A 23,782-nucleotide genomic window follows, 5' to 3' on the forward strand; every position below is an offset into this window, starting at 1 on the left:
ATCCCGGGGTCCGGGGCAGCGCCCCGGGGCCAGCCGTCAGGATACCACCTCAGCCACTTCAAGCGCCGCATGCAGCAGCACATCCGCCCCCGCCGCTGCCCATTCCGGGCTGATCTCCTCGGCCTCGTTATGGCTGAGGCCGCCGACACAGGGGCACATCACCATGACCGTGGGCGCCACGCGGTTGATCCAGCACGCATCATGACCCGCGCCAGAGATGATATCCATATGGGAATGCCCAAGTTTTTCCGCCGCTTGCCGCACGACTTTCACCAGATCCGGGTCAAAGGTGACGGGAGCGAAATGCCCCACCGCCTCGATGCTGCATCCAAGGCCCAGCTCGGTCGCCACGGCATGTGCCGCCCGCTCCACCTCGGCGCGCATCGCGTCAAGCTTGGCCTGATCGGGGCTGCGGATGTCCACCGTGAACACCACCTTGCCGGGGATCACATTGCGCGAGTTGGGAAACACATTCACCTGCCCCACTGCGCCAACTGCGCCGGGCTGGTGGCTCATGGCGATCTGATGCACGCGCTCGGTGATCCGCGCCATGCCGAGCCCCGCATTTACCCGCATGTTCATCGGGGTCGAGCCGGTATGCGCATCCTTGCCGGTCAGGGTGATCTCCAGCCACCACAGGCCTTGCCCATGGGTCACGACGCCGATGGTCTTGCCCTCGGCCTCCAGGATCGGCCCCTGTTCAATATGCAGCTCCAGCATGGCATGCATCGTGCGCGCGCCCACCGGCTCGTCGCCGACCCAGCCGATGCGGGCCAGTTCCTCGCCAAAGACCTTCCCCTCCAGGTCTTTGCGCGACTTGGCATACTCTTCGGTATGGATGCCCGCAAACACGCCCGAGGCCAGCATGGCAGGCGCAAAGCGCGCGCCCTCCTCATTGGTCCAGTTGGTGACCACGATCGGGCGGCGGGTCTTCACCCCCAGATCGTTCATCGTGCGCACCACCTCCAGCGCGCCCAAAACCCCCAACACCCCGTCATAGCGCCCGCCGGTGGGCTGAGTATCCAGATGGCTGCCCATATAGACCGGCAGCGCGTCGGCGTCAGTCCCGGCCCGGGTCGCGAACATATTGCCCATGCTGTCCACGCCCATGGCCATGCCCGCCTCCTCGCACCAGCGCTGGAACAGGTGGCGGCCCTCATTATCCGCATCGGTCAGGGTCTGCCGGTTGCACCCGCCGGCCACACCGGGGCCAATCTGCGCCATCTGGTCAAGGCTGTCCCACAGCCGCGCAGAATTGATACGAAGGTTCTCTCCGGGTGCTGGCATCAGCTTGCTCTCCCTGTCCGCTGCCACATCTTTTGCAGGCTTGCGGCGAATCTTTTCCTGACCGTATGGTCAGATTGAAGGCTATACCTCCTGACCAACCGGTCAACAAAAATCCGCGCCCCCCGCAGGAAGGCCCGCCGCGATGCCAGAGACGCCCCCCCGTCCCCGCCGCAACCTGGCCCGCGCCCGCAATGAGGCGCTCATTTTGCAGGCAGCGGAAAAAGTCTTTGCAGAGGCGGGGTTTGGCGGCGCCACGATGCAGCTGATTGCCGATGTGGCGGGGCTGCCCAAGGCCAATCTGCACTATTATTTCGCAACCAAGGAAGAGCTTTACCGCCGCGTGGTGCAAACGATCTTCGAGATCTGGTTGCAGGCCGCCTCGGCCATGGATGGCACCGATGACCCGGCGCAGGGGATCGGCGCCTATATCGAGGCCAAGATGGAGATCTCGCGCCGCCATCCCAATGGGTCAAAAGTCTGGGCCTCCGAGGTGATGCATGGCGCGCCGGTCATTCAGGATTACCTGGAAACCACGCTGCGCGACTGGACGGCGGGGCGCGTGGCGCTGATCCACCGCTGGATCGCCAGCGGTCGCATGGCGCCGGTGGACCCGGAGAAGCTGCTCTACATGCTCTGGGCCACCACCCAGCACTACGCCGATTTCAACCACCAGATCGAAACCCTGAACGGCGGCAAACCCCTGTCTGACGCGCAATGGCAAGAGGCCACCGAGGCCGTGAAGTCCATGATCCTGCGCGGCATCGGGGCGCTGTAAGCTCCCTTCCCGCCATTCATCTTGGCAAAAATATCCTCAGGGGGTGAATTGCGCGCCTGCGCGCAAGAGGGGGCAGAATGCCCCCTTATTCCGTCGGGGTTGCCGGAACGGGTTCAGGGGCAGGCGCTGGCGCCTTCGGCACGACAGGCCCCGGCACCACGGGCACCGGCACCACGGGCACCGGCACTGCGGGCCCCGGCACTGCGGGCCCCGGCAGCGGGGTCACCGTGATGCGCGCCTCGCCTTCGGGCAGATTGGCGCCGGGGGCCACCTCGCCGGGGCGGAGTTTGGGCTCGGGGGCCAGTTCCAGCTCGGTGGCCTTGGCGCCCTCGTCCGAGCAGACATAGACCGCGCCGCCCACGGCCACCGCCGTCACCGCCACCGCGCCGATGGCTGCCCCCGCCCCCACGCCCTGCACCGTGGTGGCGCCCAGCCCCACCAATTGCTCGCCGATCACCGTCGCCGGGCCTTTCACCGACACGACGCCCGCGCCATGCAGCAGCGTTTCGGTGCCGGCATCGCGCGCCAGATTGGCCGCCGCCCCGGCCCAGCGGCCCGCCACCTGTTTCGAGGCATTGACCCGCTGGCAGAAGTGTTTCTTCGCGGTCTTGCAGACAAAGGCGCCATCGCGCGGGCCAAGATCATAACCCAGCCAAGTCTCGGCCTTGCGATCCCATTGCAGGCAGAAGGGCGCGCGGTCGGCATCGGTCAGCTCTGGCGTGAAGGCGCGCAGCACCACCAGACCAGGGCAGGCATCGCCCCCGGCGATCTTGTGGCGCAGGGTCAGGCTCTCTTTCAGCGCCGCATTCTCGGCATCATAGGCAAAGCTGATGCCCTCGCCGCGCATCGAGGTGGCGCATTGCGCCAGGTCCTGCGCCGCGGCTGGCCCGGCCAGCCCCATCACCGCCGCCAAAATCACAAACCGCATGGCACACCTCTTGACCCTCGCGGCGAAAATAGGCGCGCCTTGCGACAGCCGCAAGGCGCGCCCGGCCTCCTCACGGAAGCGTTTTCAGCACCTCGCCCAGCGTGCCGATCAGCGTGTCGATTTCCGCCTTGGAGATGATCAGCGGCGGCGACATGGCGATGATGTCGCCGGTGGTGCGGATCAGGATGCCCTTGTCATAGGCGCGCAGGAAGGCCTCGAAGGCGCGTTTGGTCGGCTCGCCGGGGATACCCTCCAGCTCCACCGCGCCGATCAGGCCCATATTGCGGATGTCGATGACATGGGGCAGCCCGCGCAGGCTGTGGATCGCATCGGCCCAATAGCCTTCCAGCTCTGCCGCGCGCTCGAACAGCCCCTCTTCCTTATAGGTGTCCAGCGTGGCGATGCCCGCCGCCGAGGCGATCGGGTTGCCGGAATAGGTATAGCCGTGGAACAGCTCGATCATATGATCGGGGCCGTTCATGAAGGCGTCATGCACCTCTGCCGTGGTCAGCACCGCCCCCATCGGGATCACGCCATTGGTCAGGCCCTTTGCGGTGGTGATCATGTCGGGCAGCACATCGAAATGCTGGGCGGCAAAGGCCGAGCCCAGACGCCCGAAGCCGGTGATCACCTCGTCAAAGATCAACAGGATGCCGTGCTTCTTGGTGATGGCACGCAGCTTTTCCAGATAGCCCTTCGGCGGCATCAACACGCCGGTCGAGCCTGCCATCGGCTCCACGATCACCGCCGCGATGGTCTCGGCGCCATGCAGCGCGACGATGCGCTCCAGATCATCGGCCAGATTGGCGCCATGCTCCGGCTGGCCCTTGGTGAAGGCATTGAGCTGCGGCAGATGGGTATGCGGCAGGTGGTCAACGCCGCCCAGCAGGGTGCCGAACATCTTGCGGTTGTTCACGATGCCGCCGACCGAGATGCCGCCGAAGTTCACGCCATGATAGCCACGCTCGCGCCCGATCAGCCGGGTCCGCGCGCCCTCGCCCCGGGCACGGTGATAGCCGATGGCCATTTTCAGCGCGGTCTCCACCGATTCCGAGCCGGAATTGGTGTAGAACACATGTTCGATCCCCTTGGGGGCGATGTCGATGATGCGATTGGCCAGTTCAAAGGCAATCGGATGGCCCATCTGGAAGGCGGGCGCATAATCCAGCTCGGCGGCCTGTTTCTGGATCGCCTCGGTGATTTTGGGTCGGCAATGACCCGCGTTGCAGCACCACAGGCCCGCCGTGCCATCCAGCACCTGACGGCCATCGGCGGTGGTATAGTGCATGTCCTTGGCGGCCACGAACATGCGCGGGTTCTTCTTGAACTGGCGGTTCGAGGTGAAGGGCATCCAGAACGCGTTGAGGTCGTTCGGCGTTGGCTTGCGATCAAGCGCCATGTGGGCTCTCCCTTTAGGCCGCTCTTGCGGGGCGGCTTGATTTAATTGACCGATAGGTCAAAATTCAGGCTGTCATGCGGGCCGCGCTGCGTCAAGCGGGGCAGAACGGCCAGCATCGGTGCGATTGCATATTGACGGATATGGCGGCTTCGCTCAATCGGGTTCCGCCTTCCCGGCAGTCTGAAAGCGACACTTTGATCAAATCCACGACGAGGGCTCCGATGCCGAACCGCCGCCCGAAAACCCGGATCCAACAAAAAAACTCCGAAGCGATTCTGGAGGCGGCGCTGGAGGTGTTCTCGCAGGCGGGGTTTCGTGGCGCCACGCTGGACCAGATCGCCGAGCGGGCGGGGCTCTCCAAGCCCAATCTGCTCTATTACTTCCCCTCGAAAGAGGCGATCCATGCCGAGCTGATCAAGGGCCTGTTGCAGGTCTGGCTTGACCCGCTGCGGGCGCTGGATGCGGGCGGTGACCCGCTGGCGGAAATTCTGGGCTATATGCGGCGCAAGCTGGAGCTGAGCCGGGATTTCCCGCGCGAAAGCCGGTTATTCGCCAATGAGGTGCTGCAAGGCGCGCCCCGGGTGGAGGGCGCCTTGCAGGAGGAGCTGAAACCGCTGGTCGACGAAAAGGCGGCGGTGATCGGGGCCTGGGTTCAGGCCGGTCGGCTGGCGCCGGTCGATCCCCATCACCTGATCTTCTCGATCTGGGCCACCACCCAGCATTACGCCGATTTCGACGTGCAGGTGCGCGCGGTGCTGGGGCCGGGGCATGACCCTTTCGCCGAGGCCGAGCGGTTTCTGACCACGCTTTACACCGGCAGCCTCTGCCCGCGCGGCTAGGCTGCGCAAAATCACATCATGCGGCTAGGCCGCGCGAAGCCATTCTGCGCGGCTAGGCTGCGCAAACCCATAGAATGCTGTGCATTTCGCAATTCCGTTAACCCGGATAGCGGGTAACAGGCCGGGCAAGCGCTGCTAAGATCGCCTTGTGGGGGCATCCTGTTTGGGGGTGTGACAAATGGAGATGTCATCAATCGGGGCGCTGTCGGCGCCCAGTGCAAGCTATGCCACGGCTGTGCCGCAGGGCGCGGAAACCGGGGCGCAGGGGCAAGCGGCCCCGGCGGAAAGCCGGTCGCAGGCCGTGCAGGTCCGCGCCGCGCGCGAGACCGAGCAGGAGCCGCGCAATCCGGCCCCGCAAATGCTGGCGCAACAGGCCGCAACCGAGGTGGTGCGGCTGGCCGTGGCGCAGGCGGCCTCGCAGGCCGCAGCACAGCGCTCTTCCGGCGAGACCGACGAGGCCAGCAGCGTGTCCGGGATCCGCAGCGACGGCTTGCGCGGCGAGGAGCTGAAAATCAAGGCTGTGCGTGCCTATGAGGAAACCAGTCAGGTGCTGGACGAGGCCAAAGCGCTGATCGACCGCATCGTGCTGCTGCCCGAAAAGGGCGACCTGTCGCTGGAGGCCTCGCAGATGCCGCCCTATGGGCCGCCTCCGGGGGCACATGCGGCGCAGCCGTCCGGCGCCCTGGCGGCCAGCGCCCCGCCTGACACGGCCGAACCCTGAGGGTCGGGCCTGACCGCGGGCAGGCAGGCACAGAAGGTCAGGGCCACAGCGCCGCCCGCAGCTTGACGCTGCGGCGCGGCGGCCCGCGTGGCGCCGCAGCAGGCTCACGCTGCATTGCAACATGATGACAAGACCGTGAGGGCGGGCTATGTGAAGGGCTTGGCGAAACCACAGCGAGTCGCATCGTGTCGCAAGCTGCCTCTGGCGCACATCTCCCCCATAGTCACGGATCGCTTGCCAAGCTGACGCTTGGTGCCATTGGCGTGGTCTATGGCGACATCGGAACCAGCCCGCTTTATGCCATGCGGGAATCGCTGCACGCCGCCAGCCGGGACGGGCTGGTGCGCGAGGATGTGCTGGGGGTGATCTCGCTGCTGGTCTGGACGCTGATGCTGATCGTGACGCTGAAATACGTCACGCTCATCATGCGCGCCGACAACAATGGCGAGGGCGGCACGCTGTCGCTGATCGCATTGGTGCAACGCGCGCTGAAACGCCGCCCCACGGCGCTGATCGCGCTTGGCGCTGTCGGGATTTCGCTGTTTTTCGGCGATGCCATCATCACCCCCGCCATGTCGGTGCTGTCTGCCGTCGAGGGCAGCGCGCTGGTGGCGCCGGGGTTGCAACCCTATGTGGTGCCGATGGTGCTGGGCATCATCGTGGCGCTGTTTGCCGTGCAATCGCGCGGGACGGAAGCCGTCTCGGTCATGTTCGGGCCGATCATGGTGGTGTGGTTCGTCGTGATGGCGGTCATGGGCATCGTGCATATCTTTGACGACCCGACGATCTTTGCCGCGCTGAACCCGATGCATGCGCTTGGTTTTCTGGTGGAGAACGGGCTGGCCTCCTTCATCGTGCTGGGCTCGGTGTTTCTGGCGGTGACCGGGGGCGAGGCGCTTTACACCGATATGGGCCATTTCGGCCGCCGCCCGATCCGGCTGGCCTGGGGCATTCTGGTCTTCCCGGCGCTGACCCTGTCTTATCTGGGTCAGGGCGCCATGGTGCTGGCGCGTCCTGAAACCGCCCATAACCCCTTCTTCCTGATGGCCCCCGACTGGGCCTTGCCCTGGCTGGTGCTGCTGGCCACGGCGGCGACGGTCATTGCCAGCCAGGCGGTGATTTCGGGCGCGTTTTCGGTGGCCAAACAGGCGGTGCAGATGGGGCTGCTGCCCCGGATGGAGATCCGCCACACCTCGGAAACCCAATACGGCCAGATCTACATGCCCAAGATCAACACGATCCTCGCCATGGGCGTGGTGGCGCTGGTGCTGGCTTTCGGCTCGTCCTCCAATCTGGCCTCGGCCTATGGGATCGCGGTGACGGGGGATATGGTGATCACCTCGATCCTCGCGGTGTTCCTGCTGAACCGGGCCTGGAAATGGCCTCTGGCGCTGACGCTGGCGGTGATGGTGCCGCTTCTGGTGCTGGAGGGGCTGTTCCTTGCGGCCAACCTGACCAAGGTCGCGGATGGCGGCTATATCCCGATCCTGTTTGCGGCCCTGCTGTGTCTTGTGATGTGGACCTGGGTGCGCGGCTCGGCCCATGTGAAGCGCAAGTCGCGCGACAGCTCGATCGACTTTGACAGCCTGATCCGCATGCTGGAAAAATCGCATCCGGTGGAGGTGCCCGGCACTGCCGTCTTCCTGACGGCCGAGCCGGATACCGCGCCCCCTGCCCTGCTGCACAACCTCAAGCACAACCGGGTGTTGCACAAGCTGAACTTCATCGTCACCGTCACCGTAGCCCCGGTGCCCGAGGTGCCCGAGGCCGAGCGGCTGGAGCTGGTGCGGGTGAATGATCGCTTTGTGAAGGCCAGCCTGACGTTTGGGTATATGGATGACCAGAACGTGCCCAAGGGCCTCGCGCTGGCCCGCAAGCAGGGCGAGAAGTTCGACATCATGACGACCTCGTTCTTCCTCAACCATCGCAGCTATCGCTCGGCCCGGGATGAGGGGCTGCCGGTTTGGCAGGAGCGACTGTTCATCAGCCTGGCGCGCGGCGCGACCAATGCGACCGAGTTCTACCGCCTGCCCTCGAACCGGGTGCTGGAGCTGGGCCAGCAGCTGACGATCTGACGCGCGGAATGAAGGCAGGATTGCGGCGCATCGCTGCAATCCGAGATGTAAGGGCCAAGCGGTCACGGGGGGTCTGTGATATGTCCAGGGGTGGGGGCCTATCACGGACGTATCATTGACCGTTCATTCAAGGAGAGAGTCTTGGTCCTTTCCCAAATCAGCACGCCCGCAGCCGTGCGGGCTGCCGTCGGCCAGCCCCCGCTGAGCCAGCACGCCGCGCAGCTTCCGGGCGCACAGGCCGCCGGTGCGAATGCAGCCGCCCCGCAGCCCCCGCAAAGCGAGGCGCCGCCTCCGCCACCGCCCGCGCCGTCGGCCAGCAGCGAGGCAGTGGTGCAGACCCTTGCCGAAGAGGCAGCGGCTGACCCGGAGCCGCCCGCTTCTGAGGAACCCGATCCCCAAGCCTCCGATCCACAGGAGACAGGCGCCGCGCTATCCACAAGTGCGGCCTTTGACGCGCTGGAGGCCGCCGGGCTTGATCTGGACGGGCTGGGCGGGCTGGATGGCGCTGCGCCACTGGCCGACAATCAGCCCGCCCCCGAAGATACCGCCCCGCCCGAAGATGCGGCCCCGCCGGAGGATACTGGCCCGTCCGCAGAGACCGAACCGCCCGAAGGCGCGGGCGAAGGCGAAGCCAGCAGCGCGGCCGAGGGAGATCCGCCCACCTCGGGCAGCGGCGCGACCGCTGGCGCCTCCGGCACGGAGGCCAGTGCGGCCAGCCAGACGGCCGCAGGCACCGCCGCCGCCAGCGCAGCCGCCGCCAGCACGGCGGGAAGCGGCTCGGCCACCGGCAGCCCGGCGGGCACTAGCCCCACCGGCGTTGCGATCACCGCCACCCCCGCCGAGAGCGCCGCCGAGGAGGCCGCCGCCCGCCTTGCCGCAAGGCAGGCTCAGGCCGCCTATCGCGACGAACAGATCCTGCAATCGCTGCGCAATCCGGCCAGCAGCCATGTCGTCGACATGCTGAAAGACATGGCCTCGACCCGCGCCAAAGAGGCCAAGCTGGCCGATGAGGCCGCAGCGGGCAAGGAGGGCGACAAGACGCCGGACCGCGAAACCGACAGCGCGGGCTTTGGCACGGCGGGCGCGGGCGGCAGCGATGCCAACAGCACCGCCCCGGCGGCCCTGGTGCCAGAGCGCATGGCGGCAAGCGACAAGCGCAGCACCGCGCAAACCCTGTCGCGCACCGTCTGAGGCGGATCGGGATCACCGGCAAAATGGGCAATTTGCCCGGCGGGCGGCCTCGTGCCGCCCGTTTCCACATCATGCCGGGCCCGGCCTGCCACCAGAACAGGCAGCCGCCGCGCCCCGTGGAAAAATCCGCGCTCCCGTAAAATTTACCGATTGATAAAAAAACCGGCTGTGGCAGAGTGAGGGCAATCAAAGAAAACAACGGGAGGTTCCGACCTTGTCCAACAGCCAGCTCACGCCCGGCATCGTGCCCGGCCGTCTGCCCGCCTCGGCCTATCGTGACAATTTTACCGATCACGAACCGCCGCTGGATCGCCACGAGGCGCGGGTGGCGGCGGATCGCTGTTACTTCTGCCATGATGCCCCCTGCATGACGGCCTGCCCGACCTCGATCGACATTCCGCTGTTCATCCGCCAGATCGCGACGGGCACGCCCGAGGCGGCGGCAAAAACCATTCTCAGCCAGAACATCATGGGCGGCATGTGCGCCCGCGTCTGCCCGACCGAGACGCTGTGCGAGGAGGTCTGCGTGCGCGAGGTGGCCGAGGGCAAGCCGGTCGAGATTGGCCGCCTGCAACGCTATGCCACCGATACGCTGATGGAAAAGGGCCTGCATCCCTTCACCCGCGCGGCCCTCACGGGCAAGCGCGTGGCGGTGGTGGGCGCCGGGCCTGCGGGCCTCGCCTGCGCGCATCGGCTGGCGATGAAGGGCCATGAGGTGACGGTGTTCGAGCGGCGCCCCAAGGCGGGGGGCCTGAACGAATACGGCATCGCCACCTACAAGGCCGCCAATGATTTCGCCGCGCGCGAGGTGGACTGGCTGCTGAAAATCGGCGGCATCACCCTGCGCAACGGGGTGACTCTGGGCAAGGATGTGGCGCTGGCCGATCTGCTGGCCGATTACGACGCGGTGTTTCTGGGCATCGGTCTGGCGGGCGTGAATGCGCTGCGCGCGGCAGGCGAAGAACTGGCGGGCGTGCAGAACGCGGTCGATTTCATCGCGGGCCTGCGTCAGGCGAGCGACCGCAGCACCGTCGCCGTGGGGCGCGATGTGGTGGTGATCGGCGGCGGCATGACGGCGGTGGACGCGGCCGTGCAGTCGAAGCTGCTGGGGGCTGAAAACGTCACCATCGTCTATCGCCGGGGCCGCGAGAAGATGAGCGCCTCGGGCTATGAGCAGGAACACGCCACGCAAACCGGCGTCCGCATCATCTATGGCGCAGCGCCGGTGAAGGTGGCCGGTGTCACCCAGGCCGAGGCGGTGGAATTCGCCTATACCGAAGACACCGCCGAGGGCCTGAAACTGCGCCCCGAGGGCTTCACCCTCAAGGCCGATCAGGTGTTCAAGGCCATCGGCCAGACCCTCGCCGGCCTGCCCGAAGGCCTCACGGTGGTGGCGGGCAAGCTGCCCAAACGCGCCGGCGACAGGCTGTGGTGCGGCGGCGATTGCGCGCTTGGCGGCGAGGATCTGACCGTGACCGCCGTGGCCGAAGGCCGCGACGCCGCCGAAGACATTCACGCCTATCTGACGGGGGCAGCGGGCTGAGGCCCGCGACAGGAGACCAGCACAATGGCCAATCTCACCACCAATTTCATCGGCATCAAATCCCCCAACCCGTTCTGGCTGGCAAGCGCCCCTCCCACCGACAAGAAGGTGAATGTGGAACGCGCCTATGAGGCAGGCTGGGGCGGCGTGGTCTGGAAGACCCTCGGGTCGGAAGGGCCGCCGGTCGTCAATGTCTCGGGGCCGCGCTATGGCGCGATCTGGGGCGCCGACCGCCGCCTGCTGGGGCTGAACAATATCGAACTGATCACCGACCGCCCGCTGGAGGTGAACCTGCAAGAGATCAAGGAGGTGAAGCGCAAATGGCGCGACCGCGCCCTGATCATCTCGCTGATGGTGCCCTGCGATGAAGACTCATGGCGCGACATCCTCGCCCGGATCGAGGATACCGAGGCGGATGGGGTAGAGCTGAATTTCGGCTGCCCGCATGGCATGGCCGAACGCGGCATGGGCAGCGCCGTGGGGCAAGTGCCGGAATATATTGAAATGGTCACCCGCTGGGTGAAGCAGTATTCCCGCATGCCCTGCATCGTGAAACTGACCCCCAATATCACCGATGTGCGGAAGCCCGCCGAGGCCGCCCGGCGCGGCGGCGCCGATGCGGTCAGCCTCATCAACACCATCAACTCGATCACCTCGGTCGATCTGGATGATTTCGCGCCCGAACCCACCATCGACGGCAAGGGCACCCATGGCGGCTATTGCGGCCCGGCGGTGAAACCCATCGCGCTGAACATGGTGGCCGAAATCGCCCGCTCGCCCGCCACCCATGGCCTGCCGATCTCGGGCATCGGCGGGGTGACCACCTGGCGGGACGCGGCCGAATTCATGGCACTTGGCGCGGGCAATGTGCAGGTCTGCACCGCGGCCATGACCTATGGGTTCAAGGTGGTGCAGGAGATGATCTCGGGCCTCAGCGATTACATGGACCGCAAGGGCTTCACCGACACGTCGGAACTGGTGGGCCGCGCGGTGCCCAATGTGACCGACTGGCAGTTCCTGAACCTCAACTATGTCACCAAGGCCCATATCAGCCAGGATGACTGCATCAAATGCGGGCGCTGCTATATTGCCTGCGAGGATACCAGCCACCAGGCCATCGCCATGAGCGCAGATCGCACCTTCACCGTGAAGGATGACGAATGCGTGGCCTGCAACCTCTGCGTCAATGTCTGCCCGGTGGAAAACTGCATCACCATGGTGGAAATGCCCAAGGGCATGGTGGACCCCCGCACCGGGCGCGCGGTGACCGACTATGCCAACTGGACCCAGCACCCCAACAACCCCTCGGCGCGCGCGGCGGAATGAGAAGAAAGGGGGCGCTCGCGCCACCTCGCCCGTTCCGGTCTCCCCGCAAGGGGGGCGTGCAACGCCCGCCCGGTCCTGCGGATGGTCAAGCACAGAAAAGAACAATGGCCCCTCATTTTCTGTTCAAAAATATCCTCAGGGGGGTGAATTGGCCGTCAGGCCAAGAGGGGGGCGCGAGCGCCCCCTTTGCTTTGGCTGCCGCCACGACACGCAAAGGCTTTTCACCCCGGCAGGCCTGACGTATAAGGGCAGCCAGCCATGGCGGGGGGCCTGCTTGCGCAAACACGGCGCCGCCCCCATCTGCCAAACGAAACCAATGAGGATGGCATGAGCAAACACTCCCCCGACGCCGATGTGGCCTTCATTCAGGCGCTGGCCGAGCTTCTGAACAAGAACGACCTGACCGAGCTGTCGGTGAAGCGCGAATATGGCGAGGATGACAGCCTGGACGTGCGCGTGGTGAAACAGGCGAATATCGTCACCACCACGCTGGCGGCGCCGATGGCCGCCCCGATGGCGATGGCCGCAGCGCCCGCAGCCGCCGCCGCCCCGGCTGCCGCCCCCGCCGCGCCGGAAGACCCGGCGCAGCACCCCGGCGCCGTGACCTCGCCCATGGTCGGCACCGCCTATCTGGCCGCCGAGCCGGGCGCCACGCCCTTCATCACCATCGGCGCCACCGTGGCCGAAGGGCAGACCGTCCTCATCATCGAGGCGATGAAGACCATGAACCACATCCCCGCCCCGCGCGCGGGCACGGTGAAGCGCATTCTGGTGTCGGACGGCACCCCCGTCGAATTCGGCGCCCCCCTGCTGATCATCGAGTGAGGCTGCGCCCTTGACCCAGATGTTCGAGAAAATCCTGATCGCCAACCGGGGCGAGATCGCCCTGCGGGTGATCCGCGCCTGTCGCGAGATGGGGATCAAATCGGTGGCGGTGCATTCCACTGCCGATGCCGATGCGATGCATGTGCGCATGGCCGACGAGTCGGTCTGCATCGGGCCTGCCCCCTCGGGGCAAAGCTATCTGAACAAGGCGGCCATCATCTCGGCCTGCGAGATCACCGGCGCGCAGGCGGTGCATCCGGGCTATGGCTTCCTGTCGGAAAACGCGAGTTTCGCGCAGGCCTTGCAGGATCATGGCCTGACCTTCATCGGCCCCACCGCCGAGCATATCCGCATCATGGGTGACAAGATCACCGCCAAGGAAACCGCCAAGGAACTGGGCATTCCGGTGGTGCCGGGGTCGGATGGCGGCGTGCCGGATGTGGAGGCCGCGCTGAAAGTCGCGCTGGAGATCGGCTATCCGGTCATCATCAAGGCCACTGCCGGGGGCGGCGGGCGCGGCATGAAGGTCGCCAAATCGCCCGAGGATCTGGAGATCGCCTTCCGCACCGCGCGCAGCGAATCCAAGGCGGCCTTCGGCAATGACGAGGTCTATATCGAGAAATACCTGCAAAAGCCGCGTCACATCGAGATTCAGGTCTTTGGCGACGGGCGCGGCAATGCGGTGCATCTGGGCGAGCGCGATTGCTCGTTGCAGCGCCGTCACCAGAAGGTGTTCGAGGAGGCCCCCGGCCCCTGCATCACGCCCGCCATGCGCGCCGAGATCGGCGAGGTTTGCGCCAGCGCGATGCGCAAGCTGAAATATATCGGCGCGGGCACCATCGAGTTCCTCTATGAGGACGGCAAGTTCTATTTCATCGAGATGAACACCCGCCTTCAGGTGGAGCATCCGGTGACCGAAGGCATCTTTGGCGTCGATCTGGTGCGCGAGCAGATCCGCGTCGCCTCGGGCTTGTCGATGTCCTTTGGCCAGCAGGATCTGGAGATCAACGGCCATTGCATCGAAGTGCGGATCAATGCTGAGCGCCTGCCCAATTTCGCCCCCTGCCCCGGCAAGGTGAAGGTGTTCCACGCCCCCGGCGGCCTGGGCGTGCGGATGGATTCGGCGCTGTATGGCGGCTATTCGATCCCGCCCTATTATGACAGCCTGATCGGCAAGCTGATCGTGCATGGCCGCGACCGGCCCGAGGCGCTGGCGCGTCTGAAACGGGCATTGTCAGAGCTGATCATCGACGGGGTGGAAACCTCGGTGCCGCTGTTCCACATGCTGTTGGCCGAGCCGGATATTCAAAGCGGTGAGTATAACATTCACTGGCTGGAAAAATGGCTGGCAGAGCAGTTTGCCTGATCCTTTCCCCGGTGGTTTTGCTGAACCCGCCGGGGGTTTCACACCCCCAAGGCGCCGCGCAAGCGGAAATGTCCGGGGGTTTCACACCCCCGGCCCCCCGTGGGATATTTTTGAACAGAAAATGAAGGGGGCTCGGGTTTGACCGGAGCCTCCTTTTGTCATCTGAGATCACGCCAGAGCTGTTGTTGCGCGCCTATGCGATGGGGGTGTTTCCCATGGCGGACAGTGCGGGCGCGGAAGGGCTGCATTGGGTGGAGCCGCGGCGGCGCGGGGTCTTGCCGCTGGACGGGTTTCACGTCTCGCGCTCCCTCGCCAAGGAGATGCGGCACGGTGGGTTCGAGATCGTGGCGAACCGCGATTTCGCGGGCGTGGTGGCGGGCTGTGCCGACCGGCCCGAGACGTGGATCAACGGGCAGATCTTTCAGCTCTATCTGGCGCTGCACCAGATGGGTCATGCGCATAGTCTGGAGCTGTGGGAGGATGGCGCGTTGAAAGGCGGCACCTATGGCGTGACGCTAGGGCGGGCCTTCTTTGCCGAAAGCATGTTCTCGCGCCGCCGTTCCGCCTCCAAGATCGTGCTGGCGCATCTGGTGGCGCGGTTGCGGGCGCGCGGCTTCGTGTTGCTGGACACCCAGTTCCTGACGCCGCATCTGGCGAGCCTCGGCGGGGTGGAGATCAGCCGCGCGGCCTATCAGGCCCGGCTGGCCGAGGCCTTGCAGGGCGAGGCGGCCTTCGCTTAACCCTCTTGCGGGGCCTCGAAATCCTCGTCGGTGGCGGGGGGCGGCGTGATCTCCAGCTCGGGCTGGTCTGGCGTCAGGCAGCGCAGCACCCAGACATCGTAGCGCGGATGTTCCAGCGCCGAAAGCGCGGGGCTGGAGGCCACCATCCAGCCAGAGAAGGCAGGCGCGCCCTGCCCTTCCTCCATCACCGTCAGATGCGCGAAAGCATCGGAGGCGGGGTTGGCGGTGGGATAGCGGCATTCGTCGAGTTGGATGGTCAGGCGGCCCGACAGCGCCGATTGACCATCGGCCAGTTCGATATCTGCGGTTTCGCCCGTCACCTTGTCCAGCCAGCGCAGGATGCCGCCGGGGGCCGAGGTGACCTCTTGTGCCATGGCGGGCGCCGCCACCAGCATCAGGGCAAGCGCGCCAAGGGCCTTCATTGCTGCAACGCGTCTTCGGCGCTGCTGCCGACGAACTTCATCAAGAGGCCGATCAGGCTGACAGAGCCTTGGGTGTCCTCGATCTCGGAGCCTGCCGCCAGCACCTCGACCGCGCCGCCGGGCCGCAATTCGACGTAATTGCCGCCCAGCAGGCCTTCGGAGGAGACCAGCGCCGCCGAATCCTGCGGCAGCTGCACCGCCTCGCGCAGGGTCAGCGTGGCATCGGCGTAAAAGGTTTGCGGGTTGAGATCGAGTTTGGAAATCGTGCCGACCTTCACCCCGGCCAGCCGCACATCGGTGCCGACCTTGATGCCTTCCGCCGATTGGAACGAGGCGGTCAGGTCATAGGTGCCGCCGCTGCCGCCAAGGCCCATGCCCTGCGCCGCAAAGGCCAGAAAGCCGATGGCGACGGCCAGAACCGCACCGCCCGCCAGAATTTCGGTGGTATTTTCCGACATGATGCCCCCTGAGGCCAGCTTATTCCGGCTGCCAGGCTTCGTAATCCGTGCGCGCGACCGGCGCGCCCTTGCGGATCGAGCCGGCAGGCGCATAGGCGGCCAGCGTGCCGGTCAGGTTTTCCTGATGCGGCTGCTCCCAGGACTTATGCGCCAGCGGCGCCTGGGTCGGCGGCTGATCCCAGGTGAAATGCAGCCAGCCATGCCAGTCGGGCGCCACGCGGCTGGCCTCGGCCTCGCCATTGAAGATCACCCAGCGGCGCTTGCGGTCGCGGGTCTCGTAATAGATGTTGCCCTGATCGTCCTCGCCGACCTTCACCCCCTTGCGGGCCGTGAAAATCTGGGTGCCGAGCGTCTGGCTGTTCCACCAGGTGACAAGACGCTTGAGGAAATACATGGGCAAGCTCCGCAGGGTGTTTGCCTTTCTATGACCGATCGGGGCGCGAAGGTCCAGTGCCAAGGCGGCCCGATGCGCGCCGCTTCGCCGGTTACCAATGCTTAAGGGTTTCGTGTTTCCCTGCCCGCGTCAGGACAGGAGACGCAGGATGCCCGGCCCTTCGCTTGGAACCAATCTGCACGGTCTGGTGGATTGGACCACCGCATTCCCTTTTGTGAATCTGTTCCGCCAGTCGCGGCCCTGGTATACGCAAAGCGAGGGCGCCTTTGATACCGGTCAGGCCGAGCTGCTGGATCTGGACGCGGCAGGCTGGGTGCGTGGCTTCACGCAAGATGGCAGCACCGCCCCGTTCGAGCGGGTCTCTACCATCCTGTTCACCGGCGGCCATGTGCCGGCGGGCACCTATGTGCTGGATTGGCAGGGCGCGGGCGAGATCGAACTGGGCTTCATCGGCGCCGATCAGATCCTGTCGCAGGAGGAGGGCCGCATCACCTTCCGGCTGGAGGCGGGGCAGATGCTGCAAATCTCGATCCTCTCCACTGATCCGGCGGGCAGCGGCGATTACCTGCGCGACATCCGGCTTTACAATGAACAGGACAGCGAGCTGATCGAGGCCGGGGCGATCTTCACCCCCGAGTTTATTGAAAAGATTGATGATTTTCGCGCGCTGCGCTTCATGGACTGGATGGCCACCAACAATTCCACCATCGTGGATTGGGAGGACCGACGCCCCCTTGATGCCGCGCGCGACACGGTGATGGGCGAGGATGATCGCGGCGCCTCGGTCGAGGTGATGGTGGCGCTGGCGAACGCGACCCGCGCTGATCCATGGTTCACCCTGCCCCATATGGCCAGCGACGACTACATCCGCCAGTTCGTCACCTATGTGCGCGACCATCTGGACCCCGGTCTGGTGGCGCGGTTCGAGCTGTCGAACGAGGTGTGGAACTGGGGCTTTGATCAGGCGCATTTTGCCCAGGCAGAGGCCGCACGGCTTTGGGGCGCCGAGGCCGAGGGCGGCTGGATGCAATGGTATGGCATGCGGGCCGCCCAGATGGCCGGGATCGTGGCCGAGGTCTTTGGCGAGGAGACCGGCACACGCGCGCTGAATGTGTTTGCGACTCAGGCCGGGTGGCAGGGGCTGGAGCAGTACGCTTTGGATGCGCCGGACTATGTGGCGGCGGGCGGCACCCCGCCCCGCGACGCTCCCTTCCATATTTATGCAATTGCGCCCTATTTTGGCGGATCGCTGGCCAGCGAGGCGATGGAGGCGCAGGTGGCCGACTGGATTGCTGCCGGTGAGGCGGGCTTTACGGCCGCGATTGCCTGGCTGCGCACCGGCGATGGCTTTGACACCCTTGCCAATCTGGGCGCGATCATCGCCTATCACGCACAGATGGCCGAAGATCTGGGCTGGCAGCTGGAGGCCTATGAGGGCGGCCAGCATATCGTCGATCTGGACGGCCTGTTTGGCGGGGCGCAAGACCCGGCGCAGACCGCCTTTTTCACCGAACTGGTGCGCCATCCCGGTTTCGAGGCGCTTTATGCCGAATATTTCGCACTTTGGCGCGAGAATGGCGGCGGGCTTCTGGCGCATTTCTCCGACTTTGGCGAGGGCGGGCGCTATGGCAGCTGGGGCATCTGGGACAGTGCCTATGCCGAAGACAGCGCCCGCGCCCGCGCGGTGGAGGCGTTTCGGGATGGCACAGAGGCCTGGTGGGCCGATGACCGCGACCCCGGCACCTTCCTGAATGGCGCGACGCTGGTGGATCGGGCGGGGCAGGATCGCCTGCATGGCACGGCATTGGCCGATCTGCTCTCCGGGCTGGACGGCAACAACCGTCTGTTCGGTGCGGCGGGCGATGACCGGCTGATGGCGCGCGACGGGCAGGACAGCCTGTCGGGCGGCCGCGGCAAGGATGCGCTGAGCGGTGGTGGCGGCGATGACCGGCTGCAAGGCGGCACGGGCCGCGATGTGCTGAATGGCGACGCGGGGGATGATGTGCTGCTGGGGGGCTGGGGCTCTGACCTGCTGACCGGCGGCGCAGGGGCGGACAGGTTTGTCTTCACGCCCGGCCAAGGCGGGCGCGACATCATCACCGATTTCCAGCGCGGCGAGGACCGGATCGACCTGTCTGGCCTTGGGCTGGAGCAATCGGCCTGGCATGGCCAGCGCGGGTTGAGCCGTGATGGCGAGGCCGAACTGGTGCTGCGGGTCTTTGCGAATGGCACTCTGGCGCTGCGCATCGACCTGCAAGGCGATGGCCGGGCCGATGTGGTGATCCGCCTCGCGGGCCTGGATCAGATCGACCTCGGCGATCTGATCCTTTGAACGCAAAGCCCCGCCCGGCAGCACGCCGGGCGGGGCTTTGATATTCCGGGAACAGCGCGCGCTTCGGGGCCGTCAGGCCTCAGCCCGCCGCTGCCGGCTCTTTCTTCTTCGGCTCGCTATGCACCAGCAAGGGCTTGGCGCCGGCATTCACCGCCTCGTCATTCACCACCACTTCCGACACATTGCCCATGCCGGGCAGCTCGAACATGGTGTCGAGCAGGATGTCTTCCATGATCGAGCGCAGCCCCCGCGCGCCGGTCTTGCGCTTGATGGCGCGTTTGGCGATCGACACCAGCGCCTCGGGGGTGAAGGTCAGCTTCACGCTCTCGATCTCGAACAGACGCTGGTATTGCTTCACCAGCGCGTTCTTCGGCTCGGTCAGGATGGTGACCAGCGCCGCCTCGTCGAGATCGGCAAGGGTCGCAATCACCGGCAGACGGCCGACGAATTCCGGGATCAGACCGAATTTCAACAGGTCTTCCGGCTCCAGCTCGCGGAACAGCTCGCCCACGCCGCGCTCGTCGGGGCCCTTGACCGAGGCGCCAAAGCCGATGCCCGAGCCCTTGCCACGCTGCGCGATGATCTTGTCCAGCCCGGCAAAAGCCCCGCCGCAGATGAACAGGATGTTCGTCGTATCCACTTGCAGGAATTCCTGCTGCGGATGCTTGCGCCCGCCCTGCGGCGGCACGCTTGCGACGGTGCCCTCCATGATCTTCAGCAGCGCCTGCTGCACCCCCTCGCCCGACACGTCGCGGGTGATCGAGGGGTTGTCCGACTTGCGGGTGATCTTGTCGACCTCGTCGATATAGACGATGCCGCGCTGCGCCCGCTCCACATTGTATTCGCTGGCCTGCAACAGCTTGAGGATGATGTTCTCCACATCCTCGCCCACATAACCGGCCTCGGTCAGCGTGGTGGCATCGGCCATGGTGAAAGGCACATCCAGAATCCGCGCCAGCGTTTGCGCCAGCAGGGTCTTGCCGGTGCCGGTGGGGCCGATCAGCAGGATGTTCGACTTTGCCAGTTCGATATCCTGTTTGGAGGAATGGTTCAGCCGCTTGTAGTGGTTGTGAACCGCCACGGACAGCACGCGCTTGGCATGTTCCTGGCCCACGACATAATCGTCCAGAACCTTGCAGATCTCGCGCGGGGTCGGCACGCCATCGGTGGTTTTCAGCCCGCTGGCCTTGGTTTCCTCGCGGATGATGTCCATGCACAGCTCGACGCATTCGTCACAGATGAACACGGTCGGGCCTGCAATCAGCTTGCGCACCTCATGCTGGCTCTTGCCGCAGAACGAGCAATAGAGGGTGTTCTTGCTGTCGCTGCCGGTATTCGTCGCCATTGTCATCCTCTGCCGTGCGCCCCTTCGGGGCCATGTCGAAAGCCTAGGCCAAAGCCGCGGCCGCCACAATGCGAAAACGCCCCCGGCCAGACGGGCCGGACGGGGGCGCGGCGATCACTTGGCCTCGTCGTCACCCGACTTGCCGCGGCTTTCCAGAATGGCGTCGATCAGACCCCAATCCTTGGCCTGTTCGGCAGACATGAAATTGTCGCGCTCCAGCGCGGCTTCCACGGTGTCATAGTCGTTGCCGGTATGTTTCACGTAGATTTCATTCAGCCGGCGCTTCAGCTTTTCGGTCTCGCGGGCGTGGATCATGATGTCCGTGGCCTGCCCCTGATAGCCGCCCGAGGGTTGGTGAACCATGACGCGGCTGTTCGGCAGCGAGAAGCGCATGCCCTTTTCGCCCGCCGTCAAGAGCAGCGACCCCATCGAGGCCGCCTGCCCGATCACCAGCGTGGAGACCTTGGGCCGGATGTATTGCATCGTGTCATAGATCGACAGGCCCGAGGTCACGACACCGCCGGGGCTGTTGATATACATGGAGATTTCCTTGTTCGGATTCTCCGCCTCCAGGAACAGAAGCTGCGCGCAGATCAGCGAGGACATGCCGTCATGCACCGGACCGGACATGAAGATGATCCGTTCTTTCAGCATGCGCGAATAGATGTCATAGGCGCGTTCGCCCCGGCTGGTCTGTTCGACGACCATGGGCACAAGGGTGTTCATGTAGAATTCGACCGGATCTCTCATATCTCGCCTGCCTGTAACCTGTTGATTGAGCCATAACGCCGAGGTGTTACCCAAGTCTTAGTGTCGCGCGACGGGGGCTGCAAGGGCACCTTGCCTTTTCCCCACCCGCAGAGGTAGCACGGTCTTGCCCCATCAGGAGAGCTGCCATGACCCGCATTGCCCTGCTGCTTGCCAGCTTTGCCCTTACCGGCTGCATCGTGATTCCGGTGCCCGAATCCACGGCGGCCAAGCTGCCGCTGGCGGTGCGGATCGGCGGGGGCAGTGCGGATGCCGCGCCCGAGCCGCGCGCCCTGCCCGCCTCGGCCCGCTGCACGCCCTCGCCCGAACGCGCGGCCTATGGCGCCACGGTGATCGCGGGCGCCAATGCGCTGCGGGCCGCGCAGGGCCTGCCCGCGCTGCGCCGCTCGGCGCTGCTGGATGCCGCCGCGCAGGCGCAGGCCTGCGACAATGCCGCGCGCAATGCCCTGACGCATCGCGGCTCGGATGGCAGCACCGTCCTCACGCGGGTGCGCGGCACCGGCTATCCGGCGGCGCGGGCGACCGAGAATGCCGGGCAAGGCTTTGCAGGCGGGCCAGAGCAGATGCTGGCCTTCTGGAATGCCTCGCCCGGTCACCGCGCCAATCTGCTGGACCCTGCGGTCACCGAAATCGGTTTTGGCCTGGCGCAGGGCGCAAAGCCCGCCTGGATTCTGGTGGCCGCCCGTCCAAGATAACCCTGTCCGCGCTGAAGCCCGGAAGGGGCATGCGCAGCGCGCGGCCTGCGTCACCGCGCCAGCGCCAATTCGGCCCGCAAGCCGCCAAGCGCCTCGCTTTCGCCCAGCCACAGCGCGCCGCCATGGCTGCGCGCAATATCGGCGGTGATCGACAGGCCCAGCCCGACCCCGCCGCCCCGGTTGGGATCGCGCGCGCCATCCAGCCGGGCAAAGGGTTGCACCGCCTCGTCGCGCCGCTCCATCGGGATGCCCGGCCCGTCATCCTCGACCACGATCCGCACGAAGCGGTCACCATCCATCAGCGTCACCCGCGCCCGATCACCAAAGCGGTTGGCATTGCCGATCAGGTTTTCCAGCGCCCGGGTGATCGCCTGAGGCCGCAGCCGCAGCCGCACCACCATCGCGCCCTGCACCTGCACATTCTGCCCGCCACGCACCGCCTTTTCCACCACACGCTGCACCAGCGCGGCCAAATCGGTCTCCACCGCCTCCTCGGTGGCATCGCCGCGCGCGAAGGCCAGAAACTCGTCCACCAGCCGCTCCATATCGGCCACATCGCCCAGCAGAGCCTCGGTCTCGTCATCCTCGGGCAAGAGCGACAGGCCCAGTTTCAGCCGGGTCAGCGGCGTGCGCAGATCATGGCTCACCCCCGACAGCATCCGCGTCCGGCTTTCCAGTGCCCGCTCGATCCGCGCCCGCATGTCGATGAAGGCCGCCCCCGCCGCCCGCACCTCGGCCGCACCGCGCGGGCGATAGGGCATGTGCTGCCCCTTGCCGAACGCCTCCGCCGCCTGGGCCAGCCGGGTGATCGGCGCCACCTGATTGCGCAGGAACAAGTAAGAAATCACCGTCATCAGCGCCGAGGTCATGATCATCAACACCAAAAGCTGATGCGGATTGGTGGCCGACATCCGCCGCCGGTCGATCCCCACCCGCAGCACCTCCGCTCCTTGCCGGAAATCGGCCAGAACGCGGTTGTCCTCGCTTTTCATATCGGCGCCCAGAAAGCCCGGCACCGCCTCGCGCAGCGTGCCCGCCACCACTGCGCCGGTCAGATCGGCCCAATCGCGCGCCACACCCTCCAGGGGCGCACTGACCGGCGCGAGGTCCAGCCCCAGCCCCTCGGCCACCGCCTGCGCCCCGGCCCGGTCTCCCGCGCCCCGGCGCGCCAGCACATAGCGGATCTCGCTGGCCACGGCACCGGTCATCTGCTGCGTCACCCGCTCGAAATGCCGCTGGATGAAAGCTATGGACACGACAAGCTGGATCGTGACGATAGGCACGACCAGAATGAGCAAGGCGCGGCCGTAAAGCCCGCGCGGCAACAGATATTTGAGACGGAACGCCATGGCGCCGACCCTAGCGCGCCGCAGCGAAAGAGCAAGCGATGAAACCTGAACCGGGCGTGATGCAGCAGATCGAACCCGGCCTGCGCAAGGTGCTGGCCCCCAACCCCTCGCCCATGACCCATTGGGGCACCAATACCTTCCTGCTGGGCGAGGGAGAGGTGGCTGTGATCGACCCCGGCCCTGCCCTGCCCGCCCATCTGGCGGCGATTCTCGCGGCGCTGCGCCCCGGCGAGCGGATCAGCCATATTATCGTCACCCATGCACATCTCGACCACTCCCCCCTCGCCCGCCCGCTGGCCGAGGCGACCGGGGCCGAGGTGCTGGCCTTTGGCGACGCCCATGCCGGTCTCTCGCCCCGGATGGCCGGCGTGCAGGGGTTGGGCGGTGGCGAGGGGCTTGATCTGGCCTTCACCCCGGATCGCTGCCTGCAAGATGGCGAGGTGGTGACAGGGCACCGTTGGGCGCTGGAGGTGCTGCACACGCCCGGCCACCTCGGCAGCCATATCTGCCTTGGCTGGGGCGCGCGGCTGTTCACCGGCGATCACGTCATGGGCTGGGCCCCTTCGCTGGTCTCGCCGCCCGAGGGCGACATGACCGATTACATGGCCTCGCTGGCGCAGCTGTCCAGGCGGCCCTGGCAGCGCTTTTACCCCGCCCATGGCGCGGCGATCGAGACCCCCGCCGCACGGCTGCAAGAGCTGATCACCCATCGGCGCCACCGCGAAGCCCTGATCTTGCAGGCCCTGACCCGTCCGCGCGATCTGGAGGGGCTGCTGGCCGAGGTCTACCACGACACCGCCCCCGCCCTCCTCCCCGCCGCCCGCCGCAACCTTCTGGCCCATCTCCTTGATCTGCTTCACAGAAACGAAATCACCCAGGAAAATAAGCCCCTGACCCAAGCCCTGTTCCACCGCCCCGGACCCACCCCCCCCCAACACACCAAAAAAAAATAAACAACCCCCTTTTTTTCGCCCCAGCCCCCCAATGCACCCCCCAAACCCCCC

The 23,782-nt window shown here is 66.0% G+C and carries 22 protein-coding genes; 13 read left to right on the top strand and 9 right to left on the bottom strand.

Annotation, left to right across the window (positions count from 1 at the left end):
- Positions 1–36: 36 nt before the first annotated feature.
- Complete coding sequence (locus JNN06_RS10185) at positions 37–1,287, bottom strand: Zn-dependent hydrolase (RefSeq protein ID WP_291239479.1); 1,251 nt, start codon at positions 1,285–1,287, stop codon at positions 37–39.
- A 142-nt stretch (positions 1,288–1,429) separates the two neighbouring features.
- Here JNN06_RS10185 and JNN06_RS10190 point away from each other — a divergent pair, with 142 nt between their 5' ends.
- Complete coding sequence (locus tag JNN06_RS10190) at positions 1,430–2,062, top strand: TetR/AcrR family transcriptional regulator (RefSeq protein ID WP_291239480.1); 633 nt, start codon at positions 1,430–1,432, stop codon at positions 2,060–2,062.
- 85 nt (positions 2,063–2,147) lie between these two features.
- On the opposite strand, the gene JNN06_RS10195 is transcribed toward JNN06_RS10190, so the two are convergent.
- A complete protein-coding gene (locus JNN06_RS10195) occupies positions 2,148–2,990 on the bottom strand; it encodes a hypothetical protein (protein WP_291239481.1) in 843 nt (280 codons plus the stop codon).
- 70 nt (positions 2,991–3,060) lie between these two features.
- Complete coding sequence (locus JNN06_RS10200; RefSeq protein ID WP_291239482.1) at positions 3,061–4,389, bottom strand: aspartate aminotransferase family protein; 1,329 nt, start codon at positions 4,387–4,389, stop codon at positions 3,061–3,063.
- A gap of 221 nt (positions 4,390–4,610) precedes the next feature.
- On the opposite strand from JNN06_RS10200, the gene JNN06_RS10205 reads away from it, so the two are divergent.
- The 9 genes from JNN06_RS10205 (at position 4,611) to aat (ending at position 15,015) form a co-directional block, all read left to right on the top strand.
- A complete protein-coding gene (locus tag JNN06_RS10205; RefSeq protein ID WP_291239483.1) occupies positions 4,611–5,228 on the top strand; it encodes a TetR family transcriptional regulator C-terminal domain-containing protein in 618 nt (205 codons plus the stop codon).
- A 178-nt stretch (positions 5,229–5,406) separates the two neighbouring features.
- Positions 5,407–5,949: a hypothetical protein gene (locus tag JNN06_RS10210; RefSeq protein WP_291239484.1), complete on the top strand. Its 543-nt coding sequence runs from the start codon at positions 5,407–5,409 to the stop codon at positions 5,947–5,949.
- A gap of 185 nt (positions 5,950–6,134) precedes the next feature.
- Positions 6,135–8,024, top strand: coding sequence for a potassium transporter Kup (locus JNN06_RS10215; RefSeq protein ID WP_291239485.1), 1,890 nt, complete (start codon positions 6,135–6,137; stop codon positions 8,022–8,024).
- 141 nt (positions 8,025–8,165) lie between these two features.
- Entirely contained in the window at positions 8,166–9,215 is a 1,050-nt protein-coding gene (locus tag JNN06_RS10220; protein WP_291239486.1) for a hypothetical protein, read from the top strand.
- 214 nt (positions 9,216–9,429) lie between these two features.
- Complete coding sequence (locus tag JNN06_RS10225) at positions 9,430–10,758, top strand: NAD(P)-dependent oxidoreductase (protein ID WP_291239487.1); 1,329 nt, start codon at positions 9,430–9,432, stop codon at positions 10,756–10,758.
- Positions 10,759–10,782: 24 nt separating this feature from the next.
- Positions 10,783–12,084, top strand: coding sequence for an NAD-dependent dihydropyrimidine dehydrogenase subunit PreA (gene preA / locus JNN06_RS10230; protein WP_291239488.1), 1,302 nt, complete (start codon positions 10,783–10,785; stop codon positions 12,082–12,084).
- A gap of 327 nt (positions 12,085–12,411) precedes the next feature.
- The gene (gene accB / locus JNN06_RS10235) at positions 12,412–12,909 is read left to right on the top strand and encodes an acetyl-CoA carboxylase biotin carboxyl carrier protein (protein ID WP_291239489.1); all 498 of its coding nucleotides are present in this window, start codon (positions 12,412–12,414) and stop codon (positions 12,907–12,909) included.
- A gap of 19 nt (positions 12,910–12,928) precedes the next feature.
- Positions 12,929–14,275, top strand: coding sequence for an acetyl-CoA carboxylase biotin carboxylase subunit (gene accC / locus JNN06_RS10240; RefSeq protein ID WP_291239490.1), 1,347 nt, complete (start codon positions 12,929–12,931; stop codon positions 14,273–14,275).
- Positions 14,276–14,430: 155 nt separating this feature from the next.
- On the top strand, positions 14,431–15,015 hold the full coding sequence (gene aat, locus JNN06_RS10245) for a leucyl/phenylalanyl-tRNA--protein transferase (protein ID WP_291239491.1): 585 nt from the start codon (positions 14,431–14,433) through the stop codon (positions 15,013–15,015).
- On the opposite strand, the gene JNN06_RS10250 is transcribed toward aat, so the two are convergent.
- Genes JNN06_RS10250 through JNN06_RS10260 form a run of 3 tightly spaced genes read right to left on the bottom strand, consistent with a single transcriptional unit; the run spans position 15,012 to position 16,289 of the window.
- Complete coding sequence (locus JNN06_RS10250) at positions 15,012–15,437, bottom strand: DUF2155 domain-containing protein (protein WP_291239492.1); 426 nt, start codon at positions 15,435–15,437, stop codon at positions 15,012–15,014. The two genes, aat and JNN06_RS10250, sit on opposite strands and share 4 nt — an antisense overlap.
- Positions 15,434–15,895, bottom strand: a complete 462-nt coding sequence (mlaD, locus tag JNN06_RS10255) for an outer membrane lipid asymmetry maintenance protein MlaD (RefSeq protein WP_291239493.1) — start codon at positions 15,893–15,895, stop codon at positions 15,434–15,436. The genes JNN06_RS10250 and mlaD overlap by 4 nt, the downstream gene beginning before the upstream one ends.
- Before the next feature lie 19 nt (positions 15,896–15,914).
- Entirely contained in the window at positions 15,915–16,289 is a 375-nt protein-coding gene (locus tag JNN06_RS10260) for an NADH:ubiquinone oxidoreductase subunit NDUFA12 (RefSeq protein ID WP_291239494.1), read from the bottom strand.
- A 148-nt stretch (positions 16,290–16,437) separates the two neighbouring features.
- Here JNN06_RS10260 and JNN06_RS10265 point away from each other — a divergent pair, with 148 nt between their 5' ends.
- On the top strand, positions 16,438–18,621 hold the full coding sequence (locus JNN06_RS10265) for a calcium-binding protein (RefSeq protein WP_291239495.1): 2,184 nt from the start codon (positions 16,438–16,440) through the stop codon (positions 18,619–18,621).
- A 79-nt stretch (positions 18,622–18,700) separates the two neighbouring features.
- Here the strand turns inward: JNN06_RS10265 and clpX are convergent, their stop codons facing one another.
- The gene (clpX, locus tag JNN06_RS10270; RefSeq protein WP_291239500.1) at positions 18,701–19,966 is read right to left on the bottom strand and encodes an ATP-dependent Clp protease ATP-binding subunit ClpX; all 1,266 of its coding nucleotides are present in this window, start codon (positions 19,964–19,966) and stop codon (positions 18,701–18,703) included.
- Positions 19,967–20,080: 114 nt separating this feature from the next.
- Entirely contained in the window at positions 20,081–20,716 is a 636-nt protein-coding gene (locus tag JNN06_RS10275) for an ATP-dependent Clp protease proteolytic subunit (RefSeq protein ID WP_291239496.1), read from the bottom strand.
- A gap of 146 nt (positions 20,717–20,862) precedes the next feature.
- Here JNN06_RS10275 and JNN06_RS10280 point away from each other — a divergent pair, with 146 nt between their 5' ends.
- The gene (locus JNN06_RS10280; RefSeq protein ID WP_291239497.1) at positions 20,863–21,429 is read left to right on the top strand and encodes a CAP domain-containing protein; all 567 of its coding nucleotides are present in this window, start codon (positions 20,863–20,865) and stop codon (positions 21,427–21,429) included.
- 50 nt (positions 21,430–21,479) lie between these two features.
- Here JNN06_RS10280 and JNN06_RS10285 read toward each other — a convergent pair whose 3' ends face one another.
- A complete protein-coding gene (locus JNN06_RS10285; protein ID WP_291239498.1) occupies positions 21,480–22,778 on the bottom strand; it encodes an ATP-binding protein in 1,299 nt (432 codons plus the stop codon).
- Between the two features lie 38 nt (positions 22,779–22,816).
- Between JNN06_RS10285 and JNN06_RS10290 the strand changes: the two genes are divergently transcribed.
- On the top strand, positions 22,817–23,731 hold the full coding sequence (locus JNN06_RS10290) for an MBL fold metallo-hydrolase (protein WP_291239499.1): 915 nt from the start codon (positions 22,817–22,819) through the stop codon (positions 23,729–23,731).
- Positions 23,732–23,782: the final 51 nt, after the last annotated feature.

It is taken from the genome of Gemmobacter sp., from assembly GCF_016792925.1.
In the GTDB taxonomy this organism is placed as follows: domain Bacteria; phylum Pseudomonadota; class Alphaproteobacteria; order Rhodobacterales; family Rhodobacteraceae; genus Gemmobacter.